Origin of the sequence: Fictibacillus sp. S7, from assembly GCF_004127935.1 — a bacterium.
Taxonomy (GTDB): Bacteria; Bacillota; Bacilli; order Bacillales; family Fictibacillaceae; genus Fictibacillus_C; species Fictibacillus_C enclensis.
The window spans coordinates 3,414,828-3,431,531 of sequence record NZ_QJKL01000001.1; the positions used below are offsets into that span (position 1 = coordinate 3,414,828).

Annotated in this window: 14 protein-coding genes; 9 read left to right on the plus strand and 5 right to left on the minus strand. The window is 46.4% G+C overall.

The window, feature by feature from the left end; translation table 11 throughout:
- Positions 1 to 144 precede the first annotated feature (144 nt).
- The 4 genes from DMO16_RS17715 (at position 145) to DMO16_RS17730 (ending at position 6,119) form a co-directional block, all read left to right on the plus strand.
- Complete coding sequence (locus DMO16_RS17715) at positions 145 to 555, plus strand: DUF4405 domain-containing protein (protein ID WP_164988950.1); 411 nt, start codon at positions 145 to 147, stop codon at positions 553 to 555.
- A 21-nt stretch (positions 556 to 576) separates the two neighbouring features.
- Positions 577 to 1,059, plus strand: a complete 483-nt coding sequence (locus DMO16_RS17720) for a hypothetical protein (RefSeq protein ID WP_206738119.1) — start codon at positions 577 to 579, stop codon at positions 1,057 to 1,059.
- A 95-nt stretch (positions 1,060 to 1,154) separates the two neighbouring features.
- Positions 1,155 to 1,829, plus strand: a complete 675-nt coding sequence (locus DMO16_RS17725) for a DNA alkylation repair protein (protein ID WP_129478959.1) — start codon at positions 1,155 to 1,157, stop codon at positions 1,827 to 1,829.
- Positions 1,830 to 2,021: 192 nt separating this feature from the next.
- Entirely contained in the window at positions 2,022 to 6,119 is a 4,098-nt protein-coding gene (locus tag DMO16_RS17730; RefSeq protein ID WP_129478961.1) for a phosphodiester glycosidase family protein, read from the plus strand.
- Positions 6,120 to 6,154: 35 nt separating this feature from the next.
- Here the strand turns inward: DMO16_RS17730 and DMO16_RS24635 are convergent, their stop codons facing one another.
- Positions 6,155 to 6,502, minus strand: a complete 348-nt coding sequence (locus DMO16_RS24635; RefSeq protein WP_206738120.1) for a hypothetical protein — start codon at positions 6,500 to 6,502, stop codon at positions 6,155 to 6,157.
- Between DMO16_RS24635 and DMO16_RS17735 the strand changes: the two genes are divergently transcribed.
- Genes DMO16_RS17735 through DMO16_RS17745 form a run of 3 tightly spaced genes read left to right on the plus strand, consistent with a single transcriptional unit; the run spans position 6,501 to position 10,449 of the window.
- The gene (locus tag DMO16_RS17735) at positions 6,501 to 8,108 is read left to right on the plus strand and encodes a spore germination protein (protein ID WP_129478963.1); all 1,608 of its coding nucleotides are present in this window, start codon (positions 6,501 to 6,503) and stop codon (positions 8,106 to 8,108) included. The two genes, DMO16_RS24635 and DMO16_RS17735, sit on opposite strands and share 2 nt — an antisense overlap.
- Positions 8,105 to 9,319: a Ger(x)C family spore germination protein gene (locus tag DMO16_RS17740; RefSeq protein WP_129478965.1), complete on the plus strand. Its 1,215-nt coding sequence runs from the start codon at positions 8,105 to 8,107 to the stop codon at positions 9,317 to 9,319. Before DMO16_RS17735 ends, DMO16_RS17740 begins: the two co-directional genes overlap by 4 nt.
- Before the next feature lie 20 nt (positions 9,320 to 9,339).
- Positions 9,340 to 10,449, plus strand: a complete 1,110-nt coding sequence (locus DMO16_RS17745; RefSeq protein WP_129478967.1) for a GerAB/ArcD/ProY family transporter — start codon at positions 9,340 to 9,342, stop codon at positions 10,447 to 10,449.
- Between the two features lie 35 nt (positions 10,450 to 10,484).
- On the opposite strand, the gene DMO16_RS17750 is transcribed toward DMO16_RS17745, so the two are convergent.
- Positions 10,485 to 10,664, minus strand: coding sequence for a hypothetical protein (locus DMO16_RS17750; RefSeq protein ID WP_129478969.1), 180 nt, complete (start codon positions 10,662 to 10,664; stop codon positions 10,485 to 10,487).
- 253 nt (positions 10,665 to 10,917) lie between these two features.
- Here DMO16_RS17750 and DMO16_RS17755 point away from each other — a divergent pair, with 253 nt between their 5' ends.
- Together DMO16_RS17755 and DMO16_RS17760 are read left to right on the plus strand one after the other, a co-directional pair.
- Positions 10,918 to 11,934 (plus strand): Gfo/Idh/MocA family protein, encoded by a 1,017-nt coding sequence (locus DMO16_RS17755; RefSeq protein WP_129478971.1) that lies wholly within the window; start codon positions 10,918 to 10,920, stop codon positions 11,932 to 11,934.
- 5 nt (positions 11,935 to 11,939) lie between these two features.
- Entirely contained in the window at positions 11,940 to 12,830 is an 891-nt protein-coding gene (locus DMO16_RS17760; protein ID WP_241840589.1) for an SMP-30/gluconolactonase/LRE family protein, read from the plus strand.
- Between the two features lie 202 nt (positions 12,831 to 13,032).
- Here the strand turns inward: DMO16_RS17760 and DMO16_RS17765 are convergent, their stop codons facing one another.
- The 3 genes from DMO16_RS17765 to DMO16_RS17775 all read right to left on the minus strand — a co-directional run bounded on the left by DMO16_RS17765 (position 13,033) and on the right by DMO16_RS17775 (position 16,703).
- On the minus strand, positions 13,033 to 13,974 hold the full coding sequence (locus tag DMO16_RS17765) for an LCP family protein (protein ID WP_129478975.1): 942 nt from the start codon (positions 13,972 to 13,974) through the stop codon (positions 13,033 to 13,035).
- Between the two features lie 176 nt (positions 13,975 to 14,150).
- The gene (locus tag DMO16_RS17770) at positions 14,151 to 14,756 is read right to left on the minus strand and encodes a cytochrome c oxidase subunit 3 (RefSeq protein ID WP_129478977.1); all 606 of its coding nucleotides are present in this window, start codon (positions 14,754 to 14,756) and stop codon (positions 14,151 to 14,153) included.
- Positions 14,757 to 16,703, minus strand: a complete 1,947-nt coding sequence (locus DMO16_RS17775; RefSeq protein ID WP_129478980.1) for a cytochrome c oxidase subunit I — start codon at positions 16,701 to 16,703, stop codon at positions 14,757 to 14,759. It abuts the gene before it with no gap.
- Between the last annotated feature and the right edge of the window lies 1 nt (position 16,704).

Genomic DNA, 16,704 nt, shown 5'->3' on the forward strand with positions numbered 1-16,704 from the left:
ATTGAAAGCCTTTTTTATTTAATTCTTAAACGGTTGAAGAAACTTTATACATAAAAAAGCCCTCAAATGGGTTTTTTAAAATTAAGCTTTTCTTAAGGAAACCCCATTACATTGAAATCAGAAACTATGTACAGGGGTGTAGAGATGAAGAAAATCAACTTCGTAAAGTTTGTGATTGATGTGATCATAGCAGTTACGTTCGTGCTTTTTTTTAACAAAAGGGTGTTGGGCGGGATGACGTTTCATGTAGTGGTGGGTACCGCCATCGGGGTGGCTTTTTTAACCCACATGGCAATGAATTGGCGGTGGATCAAGAATGTAACGCGTAAACTTTTTGATAAAAAGCTTCCGGGCAAAACGCGTTTCAGCTACGGCTTGAATTTGCTGCTGCTCCTCTGCATGGCAACGATCATGGTCAGCGGAATTTTCGTATCAAGAGTGCTTTTTCCAAACGTGAACATAGGAAATGAAGGCTGGTTCAAAATGCTTCACATCTCTTTGTCGTTCCTGACCTTAATCATTGTTGGCATCCATGTCGGAATGCATTGGAAATAGGTCATCACCGTATGGAACAAAATGTTGTCCATTAAGGAACCGAAATCCTGGATGAACTGGGCCGCCACAGGAGCGATGGCGGTGGTCCTGGTGTTTGGCCTCTTTCAGATCTATGAAACAGGATTTATGGCACGTGCAGCCAGCCCCTTCGGCTTGGCCGGGGGAAATGCTGTTGCTGCTGGAAAAGGAATGGACAGGGATGGGGATGGAGACGGTGGAAAACCGTTTAACCGACAGGTCCAAAATGATCAAATCAACGGCACTAGTGAGAACAGGGAGGGGCAAGGACCGCCTGAAGAGGGCTCATTCCAGCATGATCATCCGGCTTTTGGCGAAGAGGGACACAGAGGCAGGGAAGGCATTGGTGAATGCGGGCATGAATTTGGCGGGAATGTGAGCCCGTTGTCCGTTATTGCTACCTACACCGGAATCATGGCTGTATTCGTGATCGCTGCATACTATTTCACCCAATGGTATTCCATGAGAATAAGAAAAATCGTATAAGATTGGCCATTATGCCAGGCACACCTGCAGAGGATGCCTGGCATTTTTTTATTTGTTATAATTTAGAAAAAATGCCTTTCCTAGGAGGATGACCCATGGCAATGACGTATCTGGAAACGCTGCATGAAGAAATCCGGAGCCGGAAGAACCCGGCAGACGCTCTAAAAATGGCGGCATATATGAAAAATAAATTTCCCTTCGCTGGCTTGAAGTCACCCATTCTCAAAGACGTTATGAAGAATCATTTAAAAACATACGGATTGCCTGAAATGAGCATCCCAGAGATCACAAAAGCAAGCTGGAACTACAAAGAAAGAGAAATGCAGTATGTCGGCATGTTTCTCGTGGACAAGATGAAGCAAACCATCCGGGAGGAAGATCTGGACGCACTGGAGCAAACCATAACGAACAAGTCATGGTGGGATACGGTGGATCATATCGCGAAGCATCATATGGGGCACTACATCCAGACCTATAAGCACCGAGAAAAAGAATTGGTAGAAAAATGGATCCATTCCCCCAACATGTGGCTGAAGCGGACGGCCATTCTTTACCAGCTTGGCTATAAACAGGAGACAGATACCGATATTCTTGCCTATGTGATCCAGCAAGAAAAAGAGAACAAGGAATTTTTTATCCGCAAAGCCATTGGCTGGGCACTGCGGGAATACGCAAAAACCAATCCGGACTTTGTCGTGCGGTTTGTAGATCGTACGGAACTGCAGCCTTTAAGCCGAAAAGAAGCACTTAAGAACTTGCAGTTAACCTGATTCCTCCTTGAACGATAAGGCATACAGGATGGAAGGCCTACAAGCGGAACAACTTTCGGCCTATTGTTTCTCGAACTCTAGTTATTTAGTATAACCATATAACAATATTACATATTTTTAACATTCATTTAATAATTTTCCATTACTGTATTCCTGTATGCCTAAATATGTTCACAGGAGGAAGCGATCTTAATGAAGATACGTTGGAAAAGGAAAATGGCCCCTTCCGCATTGGTTCTGGCACTCGTCACCTCTGCCATCATTCCTGATACTGTCACTGCCCTTGGAGAATTTCACCTGACCTCACCTCTGATTAAAACACCCATCAATGAGTACACCGCAGATTTAGCCCCTGGTGTCCAAGAAAAACATTACAGCTATGAAAATCAAGAAGGAAAGAAGATTGAAAGCTTTGTTGTGGATGTAGACCTTCAGCACCCTGGAGTATCGGTGGAAGCCGGAACCCCAAATGACAAGGATGCCTATGGCCTGCAGCCGGTCAGGGCACAGGCCAAGGCTGCCGATTCAGAGAATCACAAAGTCGTAGCCGCCGTGAATGCCGACTTTTACAACATGGCTACCGGGGAACCGCTTGGCGTGATCTACAAAGATGGACGAGCTGTTAAAGAAAAGAACATGAACGGCTGGAACTTTTTTGGCATCAAGAAAAGTGGTCAAGCCATAATTGGGAACGCTTCCGAATACGAAGGTTTGAAGACTGAACTAAAGGAAGCTCTCGGAGGAAATGCCATCCTGGTAAAAAACAAACAAATCTATCAGACGCCCCAAACCGGGCAGAACCTGGAGCCCAGGACCGCTGTTGGAATCAAAGAAGACGGAGATGTTTTCTTTGCCGTCATTGACGGACGTCAGGAGCCCTACTCTGCGGGAATTACGATGAAAGATTTGGCCCAGCTCATGATTGACCTTGGGGCGGTTCAGGCACTTAACCTGGACGGGGGAGGCTCGTCGACATTTGCCACCCGGGAGCTTGGCGGAGATACGCTTGAGGTGGATAATCTGCCGTCTGACAGAAACGAGAGAAGTGTCGCCAATACCTGGCTGGTGGCGGCCACAGAACCCTCGGACCATATTTTCCATTCCGCTTATATCAAGCCTTATGACGCGTCTTTTACCCAGGGGAGCGCGATTGATTTTGAAGCAAAAGGAAGGGACAAGTCAATGGCCTCGGCACCGCTTCCCGAAAGCGGTATGACATGGGACCTCTCCAATCCGTCTTTTGGTGATATCGATGAGCACGGAAGGTTTACTTCAAACGGCAAGACCGGTCAACTTTCCGTTATTGCCAAGCATGATGGGAAAGAGGTGGGGCGCAGCCCGATTGAAATTGAAACGCCGGATCAGCTATATTTCTCATCGACTGAATTAACGGTCGGGCGAAACAGTAAAACGAAATTGGACCTGGTGGCTGAATTTCATAAAAGAAAACTGCATTGGAACCGAAATGATGTGGAATTTGATATCCCTGAGGGAATGGGAACCATTGATGAGGATGGAGTTCTGCATACGGGCAATCAAAACGTAAAAGGGACCATTACGGCAAGGTTCAAAAACACCCATTTAGAAGCAAAGATCCATATTTCGGTGGGACAGCTTCCGGTCATTCTTCATGATTTTGAACAGGGAGCGGGTACCTGGAACGTTTCTACCGCCAACCGCGGAGAAAAAGGAAACTTGTCAGTATCTCAATACCCCGGACCAGTCCGTTTCGGTGACAAAGCACTGAAGCTGGATTTTGACCTGACGAATGCCCAAAGCGGGACAACCCTTGGCGTGTATGCCGGCCCGGGAACGCCAACCAAGATTGAAGGAAATCCAACCGGCATCGGCATGTGGGTGTATGGCACGCCTGAAGCGGAAGGGTATTGGCTGAGAATGTATCTTGTAGACGGGAATGGCAAGAACCAGACGATTAATCTGACAGAAGAAAGTCCGGGAATCAACTGGACGGGCTGGAAATACATCGAAGCAGAAGTTCCCTCCTCTTTTACCGGGCCATTTAAGCTTTCCGGCTCACAGGCCATCCGCATGATGTCTACAAAGTCTGGCATCACCGGACCCATGACAAAAGGTACGCTGTATGTGGACAATATCCGGGCGGTGTACGGAGAGAAAGTGGATGATCTTAATTCGCCGGTCATTGAATCGGTCAGCACGGAGGACAAAAGCTATACCACGAAAGAGGTAAATATCACGGCGAAGGTTCATGAATACGAGGATGATCCTTTTAAAACAGGCATCGATTGGGAAAAAATCCGTGTCATGGTTGATGGAAGGGATTATTCAAAGGCAGAAGGGCACTTTTCGTTTGATATGGATGGTTCGGTTTCGTTAACCGGGTACCAGTGGGCAGACGGAACCCATAAAGTTATGTTGATGATCCCGGATAAGTTCGGAAATCAGGCGATTCATACGAGCTATTTCACGGTGAGCACGAACAGCGCCAAAGTGGAACTGAACACTGCCCAAAAGGAAGCCTATTTAGGAGAGACCTATACTCTTGATCTTAACGTAACAAAAGCTGAGGAAATCACCGGATCCGTCGTAAAGGTTCAGATGGACAAGAATTTTCCTGTAAAGGATGTAGAGTTCGCGGATGGTTTTTCAGATAGTTCATCAAGCTATGATGAAAATACAGGGATACTTACCCTCAACCTGAAAAACAGCACGGCAGCTGGAACCCTGAATGCGGCAGCCATTCATGTATCTGTTCCTTCGGATCTAAAAGAAGGAAGCGAGATGATGGTTGAACTCCTGGAAGGAACCATCAGCTATCAGAAACCAGTGGAAGAAACGTTCAATCCTACGTTTTCTGCCCAACCCGCGAAGGTGCCGGTAAAAGCAGCTTACCAGTTAAACGCTGAGCCGATTCTCATCGGAAAGCCAGCAACCCTATCTGTAAAAGACAACAAGGATTCAGCTGTAATCGGAGCTGATATTTATGCGGTGATTGGTGGAAGTAAGGAACCGACCCGTCTTGGACAAACAGACGCAAACGGCGGATTGACCGTTGATTCCATTACAAATGAAGTCAATGCTATCTCCCTGTATACCGTAAAGGATGGAAGGTACTCTTTTCCTTTAACGACACAGTCGTATCTACCGCTGGCGATGGAAGAGGAAATCAAAAATATCCATGCTGCCCCTTCGGCAAACCCATTGACTACGAAAGCATTGACCTGGATGTCCAGCCCGCTTGGAAAGGAAAAGGCTCCTTATGTTCAGTACGCGATCAAGGCGGACTATGAAAGACAAGGGGAGGCAGCCTTCAGGAAGCGTGCCGGTACGTATAAGGACAACGTGTTCAATGGGGAGCTTGATCTCAAGAAAAACGGAATCATCCGCGTGAACACCGTAACGCTCAAAGGCTTAAAGCCGAGTACCCAATATGTTTACCGGACCGGCAATGGGCCTGCCGAGTCGGAGCTTCATGAATTCGAGACCCAACGTCCGAAAAAAATGTTTGAGTTTGCGGTCCTGGGAGATACACAGTCGCCTTCGGATTTAAGTCATTTTGACAAGATCCTCGCAGATCTCAACGAGAAAAAGATGCCGTTTATCATCCATGTCGGCGATTTGATCGATGAAGCATCCAAATTCAAACAGTGGGATGATTCATTGAGTGTGGTAAGCAAATATAAAAACATTCAGAGCACCGATATAATTTCTGTGCTGGGAAATCATGAATACATGGGAGACAACAAGGCGGACCTGGCCAAATCCATATTAGGACTTCCGCAAGATGGACCAAAAGCTGATCAGGGCGGGACGTATTCCGTGGACTACAACAACATGCACATCGCCGTTCTTGGTTTTACTTCGGAAAAAGAGGTATTGGAACAACAGCTGCAGTGGCTGAAACAGGATATGAGGAGTACCGATAAACCGTGGAAAATTCTCGTGACGCATCAACCCCCATATTACACGAATCCTTTTGGCGGCAATGAGGTCATAAAAGAGAAAATTCCTCCTGTCGCAGATGAGCTCGGTATCGATATGGTATTTTCCGGACATGACCATTCCTACGGAAGGACAAAAAAGCTGAAAGCCGGAAAGGAAGACAGCAATGGAACGGTCTATGTTGTGGCAGGCACGACAGGAAACAAGCATTATGACGCAGTAGCTGATGAAAAATTCGAATATGTAAATATGGAGAACATCGCCATTTCCCTTCAGGCCAAAGTGGAAAAAGATGTGATGACAATTTCAGCGATTACATCGGATGGCGAGAACATCGATGAGTTCACGGTGAAAAACAATGGTTACTAGTTAGTGACCGATTCGAAGAAAGAGAAGCCCCCTAATCATTTAGGGCTTCTTTTTTTTGTGAACACCTGCAAGACGGATTGGAGAAAAAAGAGGGCAATAAGTATGACAAAAACAAAACTCTCAATCAGCTCCATGACTTTAAATGGAGATATAGCGTTAAGGTAGGCAGTCCTAGGCTCAAAACCTTGTGTCAGATCCAAAGTGAACGAAAAGATGGTTAACAAAACAAACATGGAAAGGGTAATCAGTAAAATTTTCATATCATCACGCTCCGCTAAAGTAGTATCCCCAAATGAAAGATATTCATCATGATACGAAGGAATAAGGAAGGCAGTCGCCGGAAACGCTAAAAAAAACCAATGTGAAAGGTTTTGTGTCCTCATGCCTTCTTTTTTTAAAAAGAGATCATCTTCATTTCATCAAAAGACGGCTCAAGAGAAAAAGAAAGAGCCCTCTTCTTCTCCTCTTTCTGCGGTTTTAGAGGAAAACATTGAATATATTAAATCTCAGACAGGCAACAGCACAGATATTGTCATCCGCAGTTTTAAGCATTCTCCACGTTTTAACACGAAGTCGGCCATCGTTTATTTAAAAGGGCTGACCGATTCCCAGACGGTCCAGGAGCTGCTGATTGATCCTTTGATGAAATCGAACCCGGCGGAATCAGACCCCATCAGCATGGAAGATATGATTGAAGGCTATCTTCCATTGGGCAATATGGAACAAATACAGGATTGGAATACCCTGTTTCAAGCTTTGATGTCGGGCCATACTATTATCTTCGTAGATGGCTACTCAGGTGCCATAAGTTCAGCAACAGAAGGCGGAGAAAAAAGGGCCATTGAGGAGCCAAGCACCCAGCGGGCCATTCGGGGGTCCAGAGAAGGGTTCACGGAATCCATAGAGACAAATATTTCGATGGTCCGCAGGATTATCCAAAATCCTTCTCTTTGGACGGAAACTATGACCATAGGAAGAGTGACCAAAACCAAAGTAACGATCATGTACTTAAAGGGAATCGCGAGAGACGACATCATTGAAGAGCTCCGGAAACGGCTTAAAAAGATAGATATTGACGGAGTGCTCGAGTCTGGTTTTATCGAGCCGTACATTGAAGACCAGTCGATTACAGCCTTCCCGACGCTTTACCACTCGGAGCGCCCTGATGCGGTGGCAGGAAATCTTCTGGAAGGAAGGTTCGCCCTTTTTGTGAACGGCACGCCTTTTGTTCTGCTAGGCCCCGTGGTGTTTGTTCAGTTCTTCCAATCCATTGAAGATTATACTGAACGTTTCTATATCTCTACTGCTCTGCGTTTTTTGAGAGTCTTGGTCTTTTTTATCTCTCTCATTGGGCCGGCGACCTATATTGCTGCCACCACCTTTCATCAGGAAATGATTCCGACCCAGCTCCTGATCGCTATTGCCGCACAGCGGGAATCGGTGCCATTTCCCAGTTTTGTTGAAGCGCTCATTATGGAAGTGACCTTCGAAATTCTGCGGGAAGCGGGCATCAGGATGCCAAAAGCCATCGGGCCGGCCATTTCCATTGTGGGAGCCTTGGTTATTGGACAGGCCGCGGTTCAGGCAGGGGTTGTATCACCGGCGATGGTTATTATTGTTGCGATTACGGCAATTGCCAGCTTTGCCACCCCATCATTTGCCATTGCGATAACTGCCCGCCTTCTCCGTTTTTTATTTATGATTAGCGCAGCCACGTTTGGTTTTTATGGCATGATTTTAGGGTTTATTATTTTGGTCGTTCATTTGTGCAGTTTGCGCTCGTTCGGAGTACCTTACATGACTCCGCTTGCTCCGTTTATCCCGGCTGACATGAATGATACCTTTGTGCGCGGTCCTTTGTGGGCTGACAGGAAACGGCCGGCATTCATTAGTGGCTCTAACAAGGTGCGGCAGGGCGAAAGCACGGGCCGTCCGCAGCCGGAGCAAAGCAGGGAAATGGTCACGGATCAGGAAGGTGATCAGACATGAAACGACCAATAGGGATTTTCTTAATGGTTTGTCTTCAGTTGCTGCTGTTAACTGGCTGCTGGAGTAAAAAAGAACTGAATGATCTTGCCCTTGTATCGGCAGTCGGTCTCGATCTGAATAAGCAAGGCAAGTATGTAGGCACCTTTCAATTTGTAAACCCCGGAAATGTAACAGGAAGTTTTCAAGGAGGAGGAGGAGGTCAGGGAAATGCGGTTTCCGTTTATTCAGCCACAGGAGATAATATCGATGAGATCAGCCGCCGGATGTCGACCAAAGTATCCCGGAACCTTTACTACGCCCATGCGAACCTTGTCGTGATCAGTGAAAAACTGGCCAAGAAAAAAGGGGTTCTTCCCATTTTGGACGCCTTTGACAGGGATGCCACGTTCCGTAATACTGCCACAGTGGTTATTGCTCACAATGCAAAAGCCGCAGACTTGATCAAAACGCTGACGGCCATTGACAAATTGCCGGCAAACAAAGTCATCAAACTGTTAAGGTTTTCGGAACGGGTTTGGGGGGCCTCATTAAATATCATGATGATCGATGTCATTAAAGACCTTACGAATGACGGGAAACAGCCTTTAATCAGCGGCTTCAACCTGAAGGGATCCAGTTCAACAGGGGAAAAGGTTTCGAATATTATGCAGTCCACTCCTCAAGCCGCTCCGGTGGTGGACGGCCTGGCCCTTTTTAAACATGGGAAGCTTGTGGGCTGGATCGATGGCGGAAAGGCCAGGGGTGCGGTCTGGACCTTGAACAAAATCAAAAAAACAGAAATCAATATTAATAAAAAGGGCCGAAAAGAAGCCATAGCTTTCGAAGTGATCCGGCAAAATACCTCCATATCAACTTTGGTTAAAAATGGAGCTGCACAACTGAACGTAAGAGTGGAAACGGAGGGAAACATTGGTGAGACGAAAGTGCCTGTAAATCTTAAGGATCCGCACGTCATCGCAGACCTTGAGAAAGGTTTTGAAAAACAGGTGGAATCGGAAATAAAAGCAGCGATTAAGGAAGCACAGGCGAAGAAAACGGATATTTTTGGCTTTGGAGATGCCGTTCATCGGTCAAAACCAGAAACGTGGAAAAGAATATCAAAAAATTGGGATGAAGATTATTTTGCCAAGGCAAACGTGAAGATAAAAATAGATGTATTTGTAAGAAGAACAGGGCTTAGGAACAATTCCTTTTTATCCGACGTCAAATAATTAGCGAAAGGGGCAGACAAATGGAAAAAGCGAAAATAACGGCATACCAGTTGTTTGCCTTGGTTCTTTTATTCGAGCTGGGGAGCGCCCTTCTTGTGGCGTTAGGAATTGAAGCCAAGCAGGACGCCTGGATTGTCATTCTTTTGGGAATGATTGGAGGATTGCTGATATTCTTTGTCTTTTATCGCCTTTATTGCTTTTATCCGGATTGTTTACCTACGGAATATTTCCAAAAAATTATGGGGAAAGGTCTCGGGAAGTCGGTTGCTTTTTTGTACATGCTCTACAGTGTGTATTTGGCGGCCAGGGTGCTCAGGGACTTTGGGGCCATGCTTCTGACGTTTGCTTACATAGAAACTCCGCTTTTTATTGCCAACACCCTGATGATTCTCGTCATTGTCTATTCTGTCTCCAAAGGAATCGAAGTGTTGGCGCGTACCGGAGAATTGTTTCTCGTATTTATTTATTTTTTGGCGGGTTCAGGCGTCTTGCTTGTCTTGTTTTCAGGCGTGATTGATTTGCATAACCTTCAGCCTGTCCTAGAAAATGGATGGAAACCAATTATTAAGACGACGGTTAGAGAAACGATTTATTTCCCATTCGGGGAACTTATCGTCTTTACGATGATCATGCCGTATTTAAGGGATGCCAAAAAGATAAGAAATGTAGGCATTATCGGTGTTATCGTAAGCGGAATCTCTCTTGCGCTTGTGATGGTGTTCAACATCAGTATCCTTGGGGTGAATCTTACTGAACGGTCACAGTTCCCATTACTCAGCACGATTCAAACGATACAGGTGGCTGATTTTCTTGAGCGTCTGGATGTTTATTTTGTAATTGCTTTGATCGTTGGGGGATTTTTTAAAGTCGCTATGTTTATCTATGCAGCTGTCATAGGAACAGCGAACATCTTTACTGTTACACCTCCTTCTCGGCTGAGTTATCCCATAGGTCTTGTTGTTCTGATATTGTCCATGACGATGGCCAGCAGTTTCCCGGAGCATCTAAAAGAAGGGGTAAGCATCGTACCTCTCCTCCTCCATCTGCCCTTCCAGATCATTTTCCCTGTCTTGCTTCTTGGTGTGGCCTACTGGAAGAACAGAAAACATAAAAAACAAGGTACCGGATAACTGAACCGGCACCTTTTGTTCCCTAGTAAGCTTTTTTAATATGGGTAACCAGGACGAACGCCCTGGCCGTCATGGGAGATCAAATGCTGAAGCTCATGGCAGAAGGAAAGCTCTTTCTTTACAAGATGCTCCCCGAAACGGTCGTTCGTCTCTCTGAACGTCACGAGAAAAGAAAAATGGTCGCAAAAGTAAAACAATAAGAACGGATGGCGCATAGGTGTCATCCTTTTTTATAATGAAAAAAAGGAGAGTTGGAATTTGTTTCGAATTAGGAAGGGGAGGGGTGCATATGGTGGGGAGCCTTACATGTTCAGTGTGATGTGGTTAATGCTCCTTGTTATTATTGTGCGTATTGTTCAAGTGGAAAAGCGGCTGAAAGAGCTTGATAAATAAGTTTTTGATCAAAAAATAGCGGGAAAAGAATAAGGATAAAAAAGTATTCAATGCGATTGTAGAGGAGCGGAGTCTATGTTGAATGTTGCACTGCTGAGCAAATGGCATGTCCACGCAAAGGATTATGCAAAGGAAGCCAGCGAAAATAAACAAATCAACATTATGAAAGTCTGGGATGAAGATCAGGAGCGCGGGAAGCAATGGGCAAAGGAGTTGAACGTGCCATTTGAGGCAGAGCTTGAGAACGTTCTTTCGGACAAGGACATTCACGGGGTGATTGTCACCACTCCCACCTCAATACATAAGGAAGTGATTGTTTCTTGTGCCCGGCACAAGAAACATGTGTTTACGGAAAAGGTGCTCGCGACTACCCTGAAGGAATGTGACGAAATCCTGGCAGCTATAGAGGGAGCAGGCGTTCAGCTGATGGTCTCACTGCCCCGGCTGACAGAACGGTTCTACCTGTATGCCCAAAAGATACTGGATGAGGGCCTGTTGGGTGAGTTGACTTCCCTCCGTTGCCGAGTCGCCCATAATGGTGCCGTTCCGACGGAAGACAGCGAGCATGGCTGGCTGCCTTCCCAATTTTTTAAAAGGGAAGAAACGGGAGGCGGTGCCCTGATCGATCTTGGCGCCCATCCGATCTACTTGTCCAACCGGTTGGGAGGGAAAGTAAAGGCGGTCACCGCACGGCTTCAACAGACAAAAGGCCACGAGGTCGATGACAATGCGGCGGTAATTGTGGAATTTGAATCAGGAGCCCTCGGGATGATTGAGACCGGCTTTTTATCATACGGCTGTCCCGATCAGCTTGAACTTTACGGCACAGAAGGCACCCTTCTTTTTGAAAGCCGCCAGCCAAAAGAGCTGATTTCAATCCACGTGGAAGACGACGGGCTTATCATGTCCGACCAGATTCCTAAAGCGCTGCCGTCTGCTATGGAACAGTGGGTGGATGCCATTTTGAATCAGAGCACACCTTCTATTCATAAAGAGGATATTCGCAACCTGACACTGGTTAACGAAGCGGCAGCGCTCTCTCATCGCGAAGGACGGCGGGTCGAGCTTTCTGAAATACAAAGAGGACGGTGAAGGAAGTGACAGATAAATTGGAGTTGGTTCATGATGCAAAAGCGATACTCGGAGAAGGCCCGATCTGGGACGAGCGGAGCGGCAAGCTTTATTGGGTGAATATCCTTGGGAAAAGTATTCAGTCGTTTGACCCGCGTTCAGGAAACACAAAGGTCTATGAGCTTGACCAGTATCCGGGAACATTGGCACTGAAGGAAGATGGTGGGTTTGTTTTAGCCGCCCAGAACGGGTTTTACAGCCTGGGGTTAAATGAGGATGGAACCAGTGATCTTGAGAAAATTGCGGATCCTGAGGAGCACCTCCCGGGAAATCGTTTTAATGACGGCAAATGCGATCCGCGGGGACGCTTTTTGGCAGGGACGCTTTCCTTAAAAGAGGATAAAGGTGCAGGATCACTGTACCGGCTGAATCTGGATGGCACAGTGGATGTACTGATGAACGATTTGACCATCTCTAACGGTATGGCGTGGAGTGACGATGGCACGGTTTTTTATTTTATTGATACGCCAACCATGCAGGTAAAGGCGTACTCCTACAACCTTGATATTGGAGAAGTGGGCGAGGGCAGAGTTGTAAAAGACTTTACCGATGAACTCGGAGCACCCGATGGCATGACGATTGATGATGAAGGAATGCTTTGGGTGGCACTCTACGGCGGCTGGGGTGTTGTGCAAATCGACCCTGCAGACGGAAAAGTGCTGCAGAAAATAGACGTGCCTGCTTCCAATGTGACGTGCTGTGCCTTTGGAGGAGAGAATCTTGATGAGCTGTACATCACAACCGCAAGGCAGCAGCTGAGCGACAACGATTTGAAGGAACAGCCTCATGCCGGCGGCCTTTTCCGCTATCGTCCGGGTGTGAAGGGACGACCATCGTTCCGGTATGCCGGGGAATAGGACTAGAACGCTTAACTAAAGCACTGCTGATCCGTTCAGCGGTGCTTATTTGGTTTGCCGAAAAATGAAAATGATGTGATATGCAAGTATTTCTTGTCGAACCGCAACTAACGCACAGGCCAGATGCACCTATCGCCTCAAATCAAGAAAAAACAGGCCAGATCACATGGTTTTCTGTGATTTGGCCTGCTTTGGACCCCATTCAATCATTAGCGGATAAAAACTCCTGCAGTGCTTCCTTATTTTTTTCAAGATCAATGCTAAGGACATCTCCAACATTGTGGCGTTCGTTTTGGAAGGAATTATCCAATGGAATGCGGAGCGTTTTGACGTTATGAGCCTGGCCGGTAATAAAGTCTTTACCAATAATCAGCTTGGATTTGGAATCAACATTGGTCTCAATGTAAGGATCCAGCAAGCCAACGATTTTCGGCAGTTTAAATACATTTTTGATACTGGTGGCTTCATTTTTTAATTTGAACAGCACTTCTTGCTGCCGGGCGACACGGCCAAAGTCACTTTGGGCATCATGGCGAAAACGGACATAGCTGAGCAGCTCTTTTCCGTGAAGAGTCTGGTATCCGGGCTTTAAGTCCAAGTTCATATCGTCGATCAGATTCTGTGGCACATTCACTTTAACCCCTTTTGGGGCAATTGTATCAGCAATTTTGGAAAAGCCCTGAAAGTCAACGACCGCGTAGTAGTTAATATCTACCCCGAAATTTTGTTTAATGGTTTGGCGCAGCAGCTCGGGACCGCCAAAGGCATAGGCAGCATTAATCTTTTGCATGCCATGGCCCGGAATATTAACATAAGTATCCCGCATGATAGAGACTATTTTCGGCTGATTGCCCTTCTGGTCATACTGTCCAATTAAAATGGAGTCTGTCCGGGAATGGGCTTCTCCACGGGAATCGCTCCCCAGCATCAGAACATTAATCTTCCCATTCTCCGGGAGATCCCCTTTAAACTGTTCTTCGTTTTTCTTATCGTCTTCAAATTTCCCATCGCTTGCCTGGGACAATCCTTGTTTATATTGAGCATAGCTGTACACTCCCCCTGCAACGATCAGGAGAATAAGGAGCAGCAATATGAATCGTCCCCAGCGGAACTTTCGCTTTTTGCGTCTTTGAACTCGAGCCAATTTCTACCCCCGCTTCTTTTATTATCCCAGTCACATAGTTACTGACCACATTGTATCAAGAAAGGAATCATATTCCCAGCAATTCTACTATTGTAATATAGGTTGATAGTAAAATAAGCCCTCTCAACTTTTCATAGAAGGAGGGCTTTAGATTTAAATTCTATTAAAGTGACAGTCTACAAAAACTGGCCTAAAGCATAGAGCAGTAAAAAGATGAAGACCCAGACGGAATCGACAAAGTGCCAGTAGATGCTAAAGGAAACAAACCGGCCATGGTTAGCGACTGTAGAGCCTTTGGTTTTCACATGGATAAGCAGAAGGGCCATCCACAGGATGCCGAACAGCACATGACATCCGTGCAGTCCGACAAGCAAGTAGTAGGAGGAGATAAAAGGGCTTCTGCTCAGTGTATACCCTTCTCCTATATTCTTTAGAAACTCTATCATTTCCAGGGAAAGAAAGCTAAGGGCCAGGAGGGCGGTCAATCCGATGAAAAACAAGGTTTTTCCCTTTTCACGTAGATGCAGGGTTTTTTCTGCCAGATACCAGGTCAGGCTGCTAGAAAGAAGCAAAATGGTCGGAAGAATAATTTCTTTAAATTTAAAGAATTCCTTTGGTCCGGGACCGTCTCCCAAATGGTGGAGCATCACAAAATAGGTAGCAAACAAGGATCCGAAAATGACAGCCTCCGCACAGATAAACAAGAACATGGATGTCTTCCTTGGCGAAGAATATTCGAGAAGGGTTTCGGTTGAATTTTCTACGTTGCTTTCCACGCCCATTTACGCTTCCTCCCTTCGAATGGCTTCTTCAAGCTGTTCACTCGTATAAAGATCGATGCTCCGCTCATACGTAATCGAGCGCCAGGCCATCAGAAGCAATGTCCCTGCAAACCCGGTAATCGTGATGAGCGGCACCGCGAAGATCAGTCCAAAGGAAATGGTAAAAAATCCGCCGCTGAGCAACAGAGGAATGATGGTAGGCTTCTCGACCACAATCCGCTTTTCTTCTTTTTTGGAAAACGGCAGGGTGCCATTTCCATGTTCCTTTGCATACCAAAGGTTTTCCAAATCCCTGACGACCGGCAAATACGGCCAGCGCATATGAGAGGAAGGGGAAGAAACCGCCCATTCCATGGTGCGTCCATCCCACGGATCGGCCACACCCCGCCGTGATTTTTTCTGGTAGCTGTAAAACACATTCCAGATGAAAAGAAGGACACTGATGGCCATCAGATAGGCGCCCATTGTACTGATAAAGTTAAATTCGAACAGTCCGTCCTCCGGCAGGTAGGTAAAGGTTCTACGAGGCATCCCCTGCAGACCGGAAAGGTGCATCGGCAAAAACGTCATATGAAATCCGATAATAAACGTCCAGGCCTGCCATTTACCAATCTTGTCATTGAGAATATATCCGAACATTTTGGGCCACCAGTAATAAAAACCGGAAAAGGCGCCAAACACCGTACCGCCTACCATGACGTAATGCAGATGGGCTACGACAAAGTAAGAGTCATGGTATTGGTAATCGGCCGGCACGACGGCCTGCATGACTCCGGTTACTCCCCCGATAACAAATGAGGGAATAAAGGCAAGTGAATAGAGCATCGCCGTGGTAAAGCGGACAGAGCCTCCCCGGATCGTAAACAGCCAGTTAAAGATCTTTATCCCGGTCGGAACGGCAATCAGCATGGATGTAATGGCAAATACCACATTGGCAAATGCACCAAGACCTACGGTAAACATATGGTGAATCCAAACCATGAAGCTTAAAAAACCGATGACGAGCATCGAAAGAACCATAGATGAATAGCCAAAGATCCGTTTGGAAGCGAATGTAGAGATGACCTGGGAAAACACCCCGAAGGCCGGAAGAATCACAATATAAACCTCCGGATGGCCAAAGGCCCAAAACAAGTGTTGCCAAAGTACAGGGTTACCGTGTTCGCCACTGAAAATCTGGGTGCCGAACTGATTATCAAACAGCAGGATCAGTAAAGCTGCACTCAGTACCGGGAAGGCAAAAAGAATAAGGATCGAGGTGATCAAGGCCGACCAGGTGAACAGTGGAATCTTCATGAATCCCATGCCGGGTGCGCGGTGCTTTAAGATGGTGGTGATCATGTTAATCGAGGTCATGATGGTACCGATCCCGGAAACCTGGACACCCATATCATAAAAGGCTGTCCCATTCCCCACAATATCCTTGTCCACAGCCAGAGGAACATAAGAAGTCCACCCTGTGGATGGTGCGCCGCCCATCACAAAGCTCATGTTAATCAACAAGCCGCCGATCACAAAGAGCCACATGCTCAATGAGTTGAAAAAGGGGAAGGCAATATCCCTTGCCCCGATTTGAAGAGGTACGGCGATGTTCATCAAACCGATCAAAAAGGGCATTGCCACAAAAAAGATCATGAGAGTCCCATGTGTCGTCATGACCTGATCATATTTATCCCCTTGAAAAACCCAGAAGTGGAAATTCGGAAAGGCTAACTGTGTCCTCATCAGCATGGCGTCGAGACCGGCGCGAAGGAAAAAAATGAATCCCCAGGCAATGTAAAGGATGCCGATTTTGCGGTGATCCATCGTACGAATCAGCGACCACGTCATCTTCCACTTTTTAGCCAAAGAGATATAGATTACAGCAGCAATCAAAATGACAAGAATGGAAATATTGGCGGCGACGATGTCAGAAGCGAATTTGATTTGTGTATTGAAAAACGGCATA